Source organism: Streptomyces barringtoniae (assembly GCF_020819595.1).
GTDB lineage: Bacteria > Actinomycetota > Actinomycetes > Streptomycetales > Streptomycetaceae > Streptomyces > Streptomyces barringtoniae.
In genome coordinates this window covers 116,529-129,505 of sequence record NZ_JAJHNP010000002.1, presented here as the reverse complement: position 1 = coordinate 129,505, position 12,977 = coordinate 116,529, and the positions used below count along the sequence as shown (strand labels likewise).

At 72.9% G+C, this 12,977-nt stretch carries 10 protein-coding genes; 7 read left to right on the top strand and 3 right to left on the bottom strand.

What is annotated here, in order from left to right:
- Window positions 1-58 precede the first annotated feature (58 nt).
- Complete coding sequence (locus tag LMU33_RS02895) at window positions 59-1,216, top strand: ROK family transcriptional regulator (protein ID WP_228617067.1); 1,158 nt, start codon at window positions 59-61, stop codon at window positions 1,214-1,216.
- Between the two features lie 133 nt (window positions 1,217-1,349).
- Here LMU33_RS02895 and LMU33_RS02890 read toward each other — a convergent pair whose 3' ends face one another.
- Window positions 1,350-2,111, bottom strand: a complete 762-nt coding sequence (locus LMU33_RS02890) for a GntR family transcriptional regulator (RefSeq protein WP_228617066.1) — start codon at window positions 2,109-2,111, stop codon at window positions 1,350-1,352.
- Window positions 2,112-2,365: 254 nt separating this feature from the next.
- On the bottom strand, window positions 2,366-3,250 hold the full coding sequence (locus LMU33_RS02885; protein ID WP_228617064.1) for an RNA polymerase sigma-70 factor: 885 nt from the start codon (window positions 3,248-3,250) through the stop codon (window positions 2,366-2,368).
- A 121-nt stretch (window positions 3,251-3,371) separates the two neighbouring features.
- Here LMU33_RS02885 and LMU33_RS02880 point away from each other — a divergent pair, with 121 nt between their 5' ends.
- The 4 genes from LMU33_RS02880 to LMU33_RS02865 all read left to right on the top strand — a co-directional run bounded on the left by LMU33_RS02880 (window position 3,372) and on the right by LMU33_RS02865 (window position 8,617).
- Window positions 3,372-4,025 (top strand): NADPH-dependent F420 reductase, encoded by a 654-nt coding sequence (locus LMU33_RS02880; protein WP_228617062.1) that lies wholly within the window; start codon window positions 3,372-3,374, stop codon window positions 4,023-4,025.
- Window positions 4,026-4,130: 105 nt separating this feature from the next.
- Window positions 4,131-4,961: an alpha/beta fold hydrolase gene (locus LMU33_RS02875; protein ID WP_228617061.1), complete on the top strand. Its 831-nt coding sequence runs from the start codon at window positions 4,131-4,133 to the stop codon at window positions 4,959-4,961.
- A gap of 319 nt (window positions 4,962-5,280) precedes the next feature.
- A complete protein-coding gene (locus LMU33_RS02870; RefSeq protein ID WP_228617059.1) occupies window positions 5,281-6,864 on the top strand; it encodes an alkaline phosphatase D family protein in 1,584 nt (527 codons plus the stop codon).
- 316 nt (window positions 6,865-7,180) lie between these two features.
- A complete protein-coding gene (locus tag LMU33_RS02865; protein WP_228617058.1) occupies window positions 7,181-8,617 on the top strand; it encodes a GNAT family N-acetyltransferase in 1,437 nt (478 codons plus the stop codon).
- A gap of 868 nt (window positions 8,618-9,485) precedes the next feature.
- Here LMU33_RS02865 and LMU33_RS02860 read toward each other — a convergent pair.
- Window positions 9,486-10,685 carry a trans-sulfuration enzyme family protein gene (locus LMU33_RS02860; RefSeq protein ID WP_228617056.1) on the bottom strand — a complete coding sequence of 400 codons (1,200 nt, stop codon included), beginning with the start codon at window positions 10,683-10,685 and terminating at the stop codon, window positions 9,486-9,488.
- Between the two features lie 60 nt (window positions 10,686-10,745).
- Between LMU33_RS02860 and LMU33_RS02855 the strand changes: the two genes are divergently transcribed.
- Together LMU33_RS02855 and LMU33_RS02850 are read left to right on the top strand one after the other, a co-directional pair.
- Window positions 10,746-11,231: an Lrp/AsnC family transcriptional regulator gene (locus LMU33_RS02855; RefSeq protein ID WP_228617055.1), complete on the top strand. Its 486-nt coding sequence runs from the start codon at window positions 10,746-10,748 to the stop codon at window positions 11,229-11,231.
- A 52-nt stretch (window positions 11,232-11,283) separates the two neighbouring features.
- Window positions 11,284-12,975 (top strand): DUF885 domain-containing protein, encoded by a 1,692-nt coding sequence (locus tag LMU33_RS02850; protein ID WP_228617053.1) that lies wholly within the window; start codon window positions 11,284-11,286, stop codon window positions 12,973-12,975.
- Window positions 12,976-12,977: the final 2 nt, after the last annotated feature.

Below are 12,977 nucleotides of genomic sequence, written 5' to 3'. Positions count from 1 at the left end.
GGGCGCGCCGGGCCGAGTACGATCCGCCCAACACGCCCGCGAGCTGGGAGGACGGACGGTGGGGCAGCTGACCGGTGGCGATCCCTCGCTGCTGCGAAGGATCAATTCCGCGGTGGTGCTGCACGCACTGCGTGCCACGGACTGCGCGACGCTCACCGAGATCACCCGGGTCACCGGACTGTCCCGGCCGACCGTCGAGGGGGTCGTGGAAGGCCTCATCGAGGCGGGGCTCGTCGTCGAGAAGGCGGCCGAGGAGGGCACCGCGCGGCGTCAGGGGCGACCAGCGCGCCGGTTCCGGTTCCGGGCCGAGGCGGGGCATCTGCTGGGCCTGGAGATCGGGCCGCACCGGGTCGCCGCACTGCTGTCCGACCTGGACGGACGGGTGCTGGGAACTCAGGCCAAGGAGGTCGACGAGACGGCACCGGCGGACGAGCGGCTGGAGAGGCTGCGCGGCGCGGTCGCCGAGCTGCTGCGCCGGGCCGGCGTGGCGCGCAGCTCACTGCGGGCCGTGGGCGTGGGCACGCCGGGGATCGTGGAGGCCGACGGCACGGTCCGGCTGAGCACGGCTCTGCCGCAGTGGACCGGCCTGAACCTGGGTGAGCGGCTCAGCCGCTCCTTCAAGTGCCCGGTGCTGGTGGAGAACGACGCCAACGCGGCGGCCGTCGCCGAGCACTGGAAGGGCGCGGCCACCGAGTCGGACGACGTGGTGTTCGTGCTGGCCGGGCTGAGCCCGGGCGCGGGTTCGCTGATCGGCGGGCGGCTGCACCGCGGCTACGGCGGGGCGGCCGGGGAGATCGGCGCGCTCCATCTGCTGGGCCGCGAGGCGACTCCGGAGACGCTGTTGTCCACCACCGACGAGCCGCTGCACCCGCTGGACGAACAGGCGGTCGCCGAGGTGTTCGCGCTGGCCCGCGAGGGCGACCAGCGCGCGCGGGCGGCCGTGGAACGGTTCATCCAGCGGCTGGTGCACGACGTGGCCGCGCTGGTGCTGGCGCTGGATCCCGAGCTGGTGGTGATCGGCGGGTGGGCGGCCGGTCTCGACGGTGTCCTGGAACCGCTGCGCCGCGAACTGGCCCGCTACTGCCTGCGGCCTCCGCAGGTGGCGCTGTCCCTGCTGGGCGAGGCGGCCGTGGCCACGGGGGCGCTGCGCTTGGCTCTGGACCACGTCGAGGAGCAGTTGTTCGCGGTGGACGGCTCGGCGACGGCGCGACGCTGAGCGGTGCCCGTGGGAGAGCCGCGGGTGCCGGGTGCGGTTGGTCTTGCTGCTGCGGCACCGTCGTGGCTGGTCGCGCGGTTCCCCGCGCCCCCAGGGGGTTGGCCGCACCCGGCATTGTGGAAGGACCCGGAGGTCAGGAAGCCCGGCGCTCCGGGTCGTGGTGTATCTCCACCTCGGGTGAGTCGCCGAAGGTCAGCCGGCAGGTGTCGGCGCGGTAGGTGGCGACGGACAGGGCGGTGGTGCGGCCCGCGGCGAAGAAGCGGGTGGTGACGACCAGGACCGGGGAGCCGGGGAGCCGGTCGAGGTCCTTGGCGTCGTCGGCGCGGGCGGAGCCCAGCTCCACAGCACGGTCCTGGCCCTCGAGAGTCAGGTGCTGGAGCTCACGCAGCACCGCACGCGCGCGTGCCGGACCGGACGGGGCGTCGATCGCGGTGAGGTCGGGGACGGAGGCCGCCGGGACGTAGAGGAGCTCGGTGGCGACCCGCTGGCCGTGGGACATCCGGGAGCGGCGCACGGTGTGCACGGGCTCGTCCGCGCCTGTCTCCAGGGCCATGGCGACGGCGGCGGGCGGCACCGTCTGGTCACAGTCGACGGGCTGCCACGCGTCCGTTGCGGCGCCCGGCCAGACGTGCTGCTCGGTGCCGACGGCCACGCCCACACGCGGAGGCGCGACGGTCGTACCGACACCGCGGCGGCGCTGCAGCCGGCCTTCCAGCTCGAGCTGTTCGAGGGCCTGGCGGAGCGTGGCGCGGGCCACGCCGAAGCGGGCCGCGAGGTCGCGCTCGTTGGGCAGGATCTCGCCGACCGAGAACTCCGAGTCCAGTGCCTCGCTCAGCACGGTCTTGAGATGCCAGTACTTCGGTTCCGGTACCGATTCCAGCTGCGTGGTCCCCACCCTGTCCTCCGCAAGAGCCGTGGTCGGCGGTTTTTAGCGCCCTTGTTTATTAAAGGTTGTTGCACTTCTCTGCGACCATAGGGCGGCCTTCACCCTTGGTCAAGACCAATCCTCGATCCCCTGGGCAACGCACAGCCGACCTGCCGCGGAGCGTTCACAAGGCGTTCGTGCACGGCGGTGTGTGTGACATCGCGGCAAAGCCCCCGTCGCGGAACGGGGGCTCGCGGGCCGCGTGCGGTTCGGCGGCGGGTGGCTCAGCGGTCGGCGAGGTGCCGCAGCTTGTCGGGGTTGCGGACGATGTACACGGCCGCGACGCGGCCCTCGGCGATGTCCACCTGGACCAGGTTCTCGGGCTTGCCGTCGGACAGGACCAGCAGCGCCGGGCCGCCGTTGGCCTCCAGGAAGCGGTAGGACAGGGCCGCCGCGGACTGTTGCGCGACGGCGACGAGGAACCGGCCGACCTTGTCGGCGGTGTGCAGGACCCGCAGCGGCGCCTTGGCCTTGCCGCCGCTGTCGCCGACCAGGCGGACGTCCGGGGCGAGCAGGGACATGAGCCCGTCCAGGTCGCCGTCGGCCGCGGCGGCGAGGAATCGTTCGGTCAGCTCGCGTCGCCGGCCGGGGTCGACGTCGTAGCGCGGCCGCCGTTCGTCGACGTGCCGGCGCGCCCGCCCGGCGAGTTGCCGTACCGCCGCCTCGCTGCGGTCGAGCAGGGCGGCGATCTCGGCGTACGGGTAACCGAACGCCTCCCGGAGTACGAAGACGGCCCGTTCCAGCGGCGACAGCGACTCCAGGACGACCAGCAGGGCGAGCGAGACGCTGTCGGCGAGCACGGCGTGGTCCGCGGCGTCCGGGGCGGCGTCGCCGAACTCGGTGAGATACGGCTCCGGCAGCCACGGCCCGACGTACGCCTCGCCGCGCGTCTGCGCCTGGCGCAGCCGGTCGATGGCCAGTCGGGTGGCGGTGCGCACCAGGTAGGCGCGCGGTTCGCGGACCTCCGCACGGTCGGCGCGGGACCAGCGCAGCCAGGCGTCCTGGACCACGTCCTCGGCGTCGGCCACGCGGCCGAGCATGCGATAGGCGACGCCCATGAGGAGGGGGCGGTGCTCTTCGAAGACATCGGTCGCGGTCTCGGCGGTCACCGCTCCATCCCATCCGACACGCGCCGGGGCTGTCCACCCGGAATCGGCCCGTCCGGCGCCGGTCCGGATCACAATGACCGCGGACCGCCGGAAGTCGGCGGCCGGCAACGGGAGGTGGCCGATGCGATACGCGGTGCTCGGCACGGGCGAGGTGGGCCGCACGCTGGGCGGCAGACTGGTGGAGCTGGGGCACGAGGTGACCCTGGGATCGCGCGTCAAGGACAACCCGGTGGCGCTGGAGTGGGCCACGGCCTCGGCGGAGCGGGCCCGTGCGGGCACCTTCGCGGAGGCGGCCGCCTCGGCCGAGGTGGTCATCAACGCGGTGGGCGGCCGGGTGGCGCTCGACGCCCTGCGGGCGGCCGGCGCCGAACACCTCGACGGCAAGGTCCTGGTGGACGTCTCCAATCCGCTGGCCTTCGAGGACGGCCAACCGCGGCTGGACCCGGTGGAGTCGGACAGCGTGGGCGAGCAGATCCAGCGGGCCTTTCCGCACGCGCGCGTGGTGAAGACGCTGAACACCGTCAACTGCCAGGTGATGGTGGATCCTGGCCGGGTCCCGGGTGCGCACCACCTGTTCGTGTGCGGTGAGGACGCCGGGGCCAAGGAGCAGGTGACGGCGCTGCTCGGAGAGTTCGGATGGCCGGCCGAGCGGGTGCTGGACCTGGGCGGGATCCGGGCCGCGCGGGCGACGGAGATGTATCTGCCGCTGTGGCTCACCATGATGCGGCAGTTGGGGACCGCGGACTTCAACATCGAGGTGCGCCGGGCGGATTGACCACCGCCGCAGCGCAGGGCGTACTCATACCAGGGGCTACCGGCCGGTAGTAATTGCTGACAAACTGTCTACGGCGTCCGTCAGCACCCAGCCGAGGAGCACCCCATGTCCGCCACCGTCGCCTTCAAGGTCCCCACTCCGCACGGCCCTAAGGACGTGACCGTGTCCTACGCGCGCGTGGGACACGGCGAGCCGCTGGTGCTGCTGCACGGGATCGGCCATCACCGGCAGGCCTGGGACCCGGTGGTGGACATCCTCGCCACCGAGCGCGACGTGATCGCCGTCGACCTGCCGGGCTTCGGCGCGTCCCCGGCCCTGCCGGCCGGCCTCGCCTACGACCTGCCCACCACCAACTCCGTGCTCGGCGCCCTGTTCGAGGCGCTGGAGCTGGACCGGCCGCACATCGCGGGCAACTCGCTGGGCGGCCTGCTCGCCCTGGAACTCGGCCGGGAGAAGCTCGTACGGTCCGTCACGACCCTCTCCCCGGCCGGGTTCTGGACGGAGGCCGAGCGCCGGTACGCCTTCGCGGTGCTGCTCGCCATGCGGGGCATCGCCCAACGGCTCCCGCTGCCCCTGGTGGAGCGACTGTCGCGCACCGCGGCCGGCCGTACCGCGCTGACGAGCACCATCTACGCGCGACCCGCGCGCCGCGCCCCGCAGGCCGTCGTCGCCGAGACGCTCGCGCTGGTGGGCGCCACCGGGTTCGACGCGACGCTGCGGGCGGGCAGTACCGTCCGGTTCACCGACGGCCTGCCGGGTCTGCCGGTCACGGTGGCCTGGGGCACCCAGGACCGGCTCCTCGTACGCCGTCAGGGTGTGCGCGCCAAGCAGCTGATCCCGCACGCCCGGCTGGTACGGCTGCCCGGCTGCGGCCACTGCCCGATGAACGACGACCCGGCCCTGGTCGCGCGGGTCATTCTGGACGGCAGCCGCTGAACGGGCGGCCGGCGGCGATTGCCTGGCTGCAGGCTGGACCGGGCTCGCCGAAGGGGGCCGGTTCCGGCCGTCGGTGGGGCGTCCTCGGTGCGGGCCGGCCAAGGCCGCCCGTGAGGCACCACGCTGTGGGACGGACCGTTGCCCGCCGGCGTCGAGCCGCCGGAGCGCAGGTGCTTGCCGCCGGCGGTCCGTTCAGTCGCCGCCGCATCGGCGACTGCACCCAGGGCTCGTTGTTCACTTCGGGTTTCCGCGCATGCCGCAGCGTCCCAGTAGGTGTGGCTCTGCACACTGGCCGGATCCCGCTCCTGGAGGCGCAGCCATGTCAGACCGTCCGCTCCCCGGCCGCCGCAGTGTTCTGCGCGGCTCCCTCGTCGCGTCGGCGGCCCTTACCCTGCCCGTGGGCCTCGGCGCGGCCCCGGCGTTCGCCCGCTCCGGGCGCCCCCAGGCGAGCTGGGGCGTGCAGGCGGGCGATGTCACCACCGACTCCGGTCTGGTGTGGGTGCGTTCGGACCGGGCGGCCCGGATGATCGTGGAGACCTCGGCCACCGAGTCGTTCCGCAACCCGCGCAGATGGCACGGTCCGCTGCTGGGCTCCGGCACGGACTTCACCGGCACCACCCGGCTGCACGGCCTGCCGCCCGGCGAGCAGATCCACTACCGCGTGCTGCTCGCCGACCCGGACGACCCGCGCCGCACGAGCGAGCCGGTCACCGGCACCTTCCGTACCGCGCCCGCCCGGCGCCGCCAGGGCGTGCGGTTCGTCTGGTCCGGCGACCTGGCCGGACAGGGCTGGGGCATCAACGAGTCCATCGGCGGTTACCGCATTTTCGACGCGATGGCGAAGGTCGACCCCGACTTCTTCCTGTGCAGCGGCGACAACATCTACGCCGACGGCCCCATCGCGGCGACCGCGACCCTGCCCGACGGCAGCGTCTACCGGAACGTCACCACCGAGGAGAAGTCGCACGTCGCGACCACCCTGGACGACTACCGGGGCAACTTCCGCTACAACCTGCTGGACTCGGCGCTGCGCCGGTTCAACGCCCAGGTGCCCAACATCATCCAGTGGGACGACCACGAGGTCCGCAACAACTGGTACCCGGGCGAGGTCATCGGCACCGGCACCCCCTATCCGGCGGGCACGAAGCTCGACGACCTGGCGCTGCGGTCCCGGCAGGCGTTCTCCGAGTACTTCCCGATCTCGACCATCAGCGAGCGCCCGGACGGCCGGATCTACCGGGTCGTCCACCACGGTCCGCTGCTCGACGTGTTCGTGCTCGACATGCGCACCTACCGCAACGCGAACTCCCCGGACAGCCAGACCACGGACCCGGTGGGCATTCTCGGCCGCGAGCAGCTGGAGTGGCTCAAGCGGGAGCTCGCCAAGTCCCGCGCGGTGTGGAAGGTGATCGCCAACGACATGCCGCTGGGGCTGGTCGTGCCCGACCCGGTCGAGGGCAAGCCGAACTTCGAGGCCGTCGCACAGGGCGACCCGGGCGCTCCGCTCGGCCGCGAGCTCCAGTTCGCCGAGCTGCTGCGGTTCATCAAGCACCGGCGGATCACCGGCACGGTGTGGCTGACGGCCGACGTGCACCACACCTCGGCACAGCACTACGACCCGTCCCGGGCCGCGTTCAAGGACTTCGAGCCGTTCTGGGAGTTCGTCTCCGGCCCGCTCAACGCCGGCGCCTTCCCGGCCAACGCGCTGGACGGCACGTTCGGCCCGGACCGGGTGTTCGTCAAGGCGCCCACCGCCTCCAATGTGTCCCCGGCCCAGGGCTACCAGTTCTTCGGCGAGGTCGACATCGACGGCGGCAGCGGTGAGCTGACGGTCCGGCTGCGCGAGTACGACGGCACCGTGCTGTTCACGCAGACTCTCCAGCCGGGCCGGGTCGGCCAGTAGACACCGGCCGGCCCGCCGGTCACGTACCCTTCGTCCGTGCCGCGCACCGGCGTCATCCCACGGGGCGCGGCACGGTCAACTCCTCTGCAGTACGGGCGTTTTCGCAGGTCGGGCCGATTGTCAGTGGTCGCCTCTACGGTTTTCGTATGACGCGAGCACTGGACGACGACAACACCACGATCTGGGGCCGAGAGGCACGGAGCCGACAGGCCGTAAAATATGCAACAAAACGGACGGAGCATGCTTTACCCATCGGTCACAATCAGTTCGTGATCACGCAACACCCTTCCTTCACAGTGGCTGCATGACTCCAGACATGTCTGATGTGACCCGGACGAAGCACGGACGCCCCGTGCACCACTGGCGGCGGGACGTCGTCGAGCTCGCCGCGCTGTTCACGGCCGTGGCTGTGGCCGACGGGGTGGCGAACCTGGTCGGGCACGGCCCCGGCGGCCCGGCCCTGCTGGTGATCTCGGCGCTCGTGCTGGCCTCGACGGCAGGTTTCCACACCTGGTGGGCACGGCGCCACGGACACGCACCGCCGACCGGCGATACCGGCGCCCGGCCGACCGCCGATACGCGGTCGGCCGGGCCGTCCGGGCAGCCGGGCGACGACACGGACGCCGTGGCCGACACCAGTGCGCTGTGGCGGATGCGGACCACGGTGAAGGACGAGCCGGGCTCGCTGGCGTCGCTGTGCACGGCACTGGCCGAGCGGCGCATCGACATCCTGAGCCTCCAGACGCACCCGCTCGCCGACGGCACGGTGGACGAGTTCCTGCTGCGGGCACCGGGCACGCTGGAGGCGGCCGGGATCACCCGGGCGGTCTCGCAGGCCGGCGGGGAGTCCACCTGGATCGAGCGGGCCGATGCCCACGACCTGGTCGACGCCCCCACCCGAGTGCTCGGGCTGGCCGCGCGCACCGCGCTGGACGCGGCCGAACTGCCGCTGGCACTGCGCCAGTTGCTCGGCCGGTGCACGATCCGCTCGCTGCCCGGGACACCGGTCGGCGGGGGGCGCGGCCCCGAGCCGGTGCCGGTGGAGGGCGTGCTGGAGGACACCGTGATGCGGCTGCCGGCGCCGGAGGGCGGGGTGCTCACCGTCGAGCGGCCGTATCTGCCGTTCACACCCACCGAGTTCGCCCGTGCCCGGGCGCTGGTGGACCTCGACAACCGGCTCGGTCCGCGGATCCCGCGCGGCAAGGACGTGCTGACACTGCCCGAGGGCAGCGACATCACCGTCCGTCGGGCGGACACCGGAGACCTGGCCGCGGCGAAGGCGATGCACGAGCGTTGCTCGCCCCGTACCCTCGGCATGCGCTACCACGGCCCGGTCGGCGACGCGGACCGCTATCTGAACCACCTGCTCAGCCCCCGTTTCGGCCGGACGCTGGCCGCGCAGACCACCTCCGGTCGCATCGTCGGCCTCGGGCATCTGCTGTGGGACGGCGACGAGACCGAGGTCGCGCTGCTGATCGAGGACGACTGGCAGCAGCGCGGCATCGGCGCTGAACTGCTCGGCCGGCTGGTGGCGATGGCTGTGGAGGCCGGCTGCGAGAGCGTGTACGCAGTGACACAGGCGTCCAACACCGGCATGGTCGCCGCGATGCGCGGCCTCGAGTTGCCCCTGGACTACCAGATCGAGGAGGGCACGCTCGTCATCACCGCCCGACTGGCCACCACACCGGCCGCCGCCCGGCCGCCGTACGGCACCGGCCTCCACCACCTCGGCAACCCGGCCCGGCGCGACTGAAACGCCACGCGGCCCGACCGGCCGTCGTCTGCACCCCTGCCCCGGCGTGGGAAGGCGGGCCGGCGCCGGGAAGCCGGGCCGGGACCGGCAGCCCGGACTGAGGCCGCCGGCCCGGCTGGGATCGCCCGCCCGGGCGGGAACCGACAGCCCAGGCCGGGGACAGGCACGCCGAGGCGAGGCCGACAGCCCGGGACGAGGCCGGCAGCCCCGGGCGGGAACCGACAGCCCAGGCCGGAGACTGGCACACCGGGACGGGGCCGGCAGCCCGGGCGAAACCGAAGACCCCGGGCGGGAACGTGCAGCCTGAGCCGATGCGAAAGCCGGGCTGAGGGGGCAGCCCGGGGTGGGGCCCGCCGCCCGGGGTCGAGTCAGCCGCCGGTGTCGGCCGTCGGAGCCGGACTCAGCCCCGAGGCCGACGACCAGGGCCCGGGCGACGACCAGGACCGGGCCGGCGGTCAGGTCCGGGAGCTGCGGCATGAGGCGGGATCTGCTGCCGGGGCCGACCGTCGGGCCGGGCCGGCGGCAGGGCCCGGCATCTGCGGCAGGAGGCGGGACCTGCGGCCGGGGCCGACCGTCGGGGCCGCACTCAGAGCCGAGGCCGACAACCAGGCCGGACCGGCGGCCCAGCCCAGAATCGGCGGCCCGGAGCGGGATCTGCGGCCGGAGCCGGAATCTGCCGACCGGGCCGGGAATCGGCGGCCGGAACGCCGGGCGCTGCTAGAGACGGCCGCGCCATGAATCCGCCGCAACGGGGCTCAGCCACAACGGCGGTGTCCGGCGGTGCCCCACTTACCCCGACTCACCCCCGTCCCCTCGCCTCACCCCCGGTCACCGTCACCCACCCGCACCCACCACCGGCCGCAACCGCTCAGCGCACCGCCTCCCGCAGTGGCACCAGCGTGCGGACGGGCTCCCCCAACGCCTGGTCGAGGTCGGACCAGAGATCGTCCACGTCCTCCAGCCCCACGGACAACCGCAGCAGCCGGTCGCTCACCCCCGCACCGCGCCGGTCGTCGGCGTCGACGATGCGGTGGCTGATGGAAGCGGGGTGCTGGATGAGCGTGTCGACGCTGCCGAGGCTCACCGCCGGGGTGACGAGCCGGACCCGGGAGATGACCTCGTGCGGATCTCCGTGCACCTCGAAGGCGATCATCGCGCCGCCGATGCGCGGATAGTGGACGCGGCTCACGCGCGGGTCGGCGGCGAGCCGGCCGGCCAGTTCGGCGGCGTTCGCGGACGCGGCCCGCACCCGGACCGGGAGCGTGGACAGTCCCCTCAGCAGCAGATAGCCGGCCAGCGGATGCAGGACGCCACCGGTGGCGAACCGTATCTGCCGTAGCCGCCCGGCGAACTCCTCGTCGCAGGCGACCACTCCGGCCAGCACATCGCCGTGCCCGCCGAGGTACTTGGTGGCGCTGTGCAGCACCAGGCGGGCGCCGTGCTCGGCCGGGCGTTGCAGCACGGGCGTGGCGAAGGTGTTGTCGGCGAGCAGCGGGACCGAACCACAGGCGTGCGCGACGGCCCGCAGGTCGAGCTCGGCGAGGGTCGGGTTCGCCGGGGACTCCACCATCACCAGGCCGGTGTCCGGGCGCAGCGCGTCGGCGATGCCGGCCGGGTCGGTCCAGGTGACCTCGGTGCCGAGCAGCCCGGCGGTGAGCAGATGGTCGCTGCAGCCGTACAGGGGTCGTACCGCCACCACATGGCGGAGGCCCATGGCCGAACGGGCCAGCAGGACCGCGCTGAGCGCCGCCATCCCGCTGGCGAAGGCGACAGCGGACTCGGTGCCCTCCAGTCGGGCGAGGGCGGTCTCGAAGCGGGCGACGGTCGGGTTGCCGAGCCGGCCGTAGACGGGCGGTCCCACCGGGTCGGCGCCGTCGGTGGCGAAGGCGTCGATGCGGGCGGCCTCACCACGGCTGTCGTACGAGGGATAGGTGGTCGACAGGTCGATCGGCGGGGCGTGCAGGCCCTGGCGGGCGAGATCGTCGCGGCCGGCGTGCACGGCTTCCGTGGCCAGGGCTCTATATGCGGTGCGTACGCCGTCGTAGGCACCGGTGCTCGCTGTGTCCATGCGCGGAAGAGTGAACAGTGAACGGTTCACCGGATTCGAACACCGTGCTACGTTCGGCCCATGGCCGAATCTGTCGTACTGGATCCGGTGGATCTCCATCTGCTGCGGCTGCTGCAGAACGACGCCCGGACCACCTACCGTGATCTGGCCACGCAGGTGGGCGTGGCGCCGTCGACCTGTCTTGACCGGGTGACCCGGCTGCGGCGCTCGGGCGTGATCCTGGGCCACGAGCTGCGACTGGATCCGGCCAAACTGGGGCGCGGGCTGCAGGCGCTGCTGTCGGTACAGGTACGGCCGCACCGGAGGGAGCTGGTCGGGCCCTTCGTGGAGCGGATCCGGGCACTGCCCGAGGCGCGGACGGTGTTCCATCTGACCGGCCCGGACGACTATCTGGTGCATGTGGCCGTCGCGGACATGGCCGACCTGCAGCGGCTGGTGCTCGACGAGTTCACCGCGCGGCGCGAGGTGGCCCGGGTGGAGACCCGGTTGATCTTCCAGCAGTGGGAGTGCGGGCCGCTGCTGCCGCCCGACCACGCCCAGAGCTGAATCCCCCCATACGTGGGTGACGGGGTGATCCTTCTCGTACGAGGATGGGCACATGTCTGAGACCAAGAGCCCGCTGCCCCGTCAGGTGGCAGACGCGTACGTGGACGACCTCATCGCCCTCGACCCGGTCACCGGTACCTATCTCGGTGTGAAGGAGAGTTCGAGCCGCCTGCCCGACTACTCGCCCGCGGGCCAGGCGGCCCTCGCGGAGCTGGCGCGGACCACGCTCGCGAAGCTGGACGAGGCGGAGCGGCAGCCGGGGGCGGACAGTGACGCGGAGCGGCGCTGCGGGCGGCTGCTGCGGGAGCGGCTGACCGCCGAACTCGCCGTGCACGAGGCGGACGAGCACCTGCGCGCGGTCGGCAACATGGCCACGCCGGGCCACTCGGTGCGGGACATCTTCACGGTCACGCCGTCGCAGACGGACGAGGACTGGTCGGCGATCGCCGAGCGGCTGCGCGCCGTGCCGGGAGCGCTCGCGGGCTACCGTGAGTCGCTGCAACTCGGCCTGGACCGCAAGCTGTTCGCGGCGCCGCGGCCGACGGCGACGTACATCGAGCAGCTCTCCGAGTGGACGAACACGGACGGCAAGGGCCGCGGCTGGTACGAGGACTTCGTCGCCGCCGGGCCCCAGGCGCTGCGCGCGGAATTGGACGAGGCGGCCCGCGCGGCGACCGATGCCCTGGTGGAGCTGCGGGACTGGCTGCGGGACGTGTACGCGCCGGCGATCGAGGGCGCCCCGAACACGGTGGGCCGCGAGCGGTACGCACGCTGGTCCCGCTACTTCAACGGCACCGATCTGGACCTGGACGAGGCGTACGCGTACGGCTGGTCGGAGTTCCACCGGATCTTCGGCGAGATGCAGCAGGAGGCGGAGAAGATCCTGCCCGGCGCCGAGACCCCGTGGGTGGCGCTCGCGCACCTCGACGAGCACGGCAGGCACATCGAGGGTGTGGAGGAGGTGCGGGAGTGGCTGCAGGGCCTGATGGACAAGGCCATCGAGGACCTGGACGGCACGCACTTCGAACTCGCCGAGCGGGTGCGGAAGGTGGAGTCGCGCATCGCCCCGCCCGGCGGTGCGGCGGCCCCCTACTACACGGCCCCGTCGGAGGACTTCTCCCGCCCCGGCCGCACCTGGCTGCCCACCATGGGGCAGACCCGCTTCCCGGTCTACGACCTGGTCTCGACCTGGTACCACGAGGGGGTGCCCGGGCATCACCTCCAGCTCGCGCAGTGGGCGCACGTGGCGGAGAACCTCTCCCGCTACCAGGCGACGATCGGCGGGGTCAGCGCCAACGCCGAGGGCTGGGCGCTGTACGCGGAGCGGCTGATGGACGAGCTGGGCTACCTCACCGATCCCGAGGAGCGGCTCGGCTACCTGGACGCGCAGATGATGCGGGCGGCCCGGGTGATCGTGGACATCGGTATGCACCTCGAGCTGGAGATCCCCGCCGACTCGCCGTTCCACCCCGGTGAGCGGTGGACGCCGGAGCTGGCGCAGGAGTTCTTCGGTGCGCACAGCAGCCGGCCGGCGGACTTCGTGGAGAGCGAGCTGACCCGGTACCTGACGATTCCGGGTCAGGCGATCGGCTACAAGCTCGGTGAGCGGGCGTGGCTGCTGGGCCGGGAGAAGGCGCGCGAGCGGCACGGCGACGCGTTCGACCTGAAGGCCTGGCACATGGCGGCGCTGTCGCAGGGTTCGCTGGGCCTGGACGTCCTCGTGGACGAGCTGGCCCGGCTCTGACG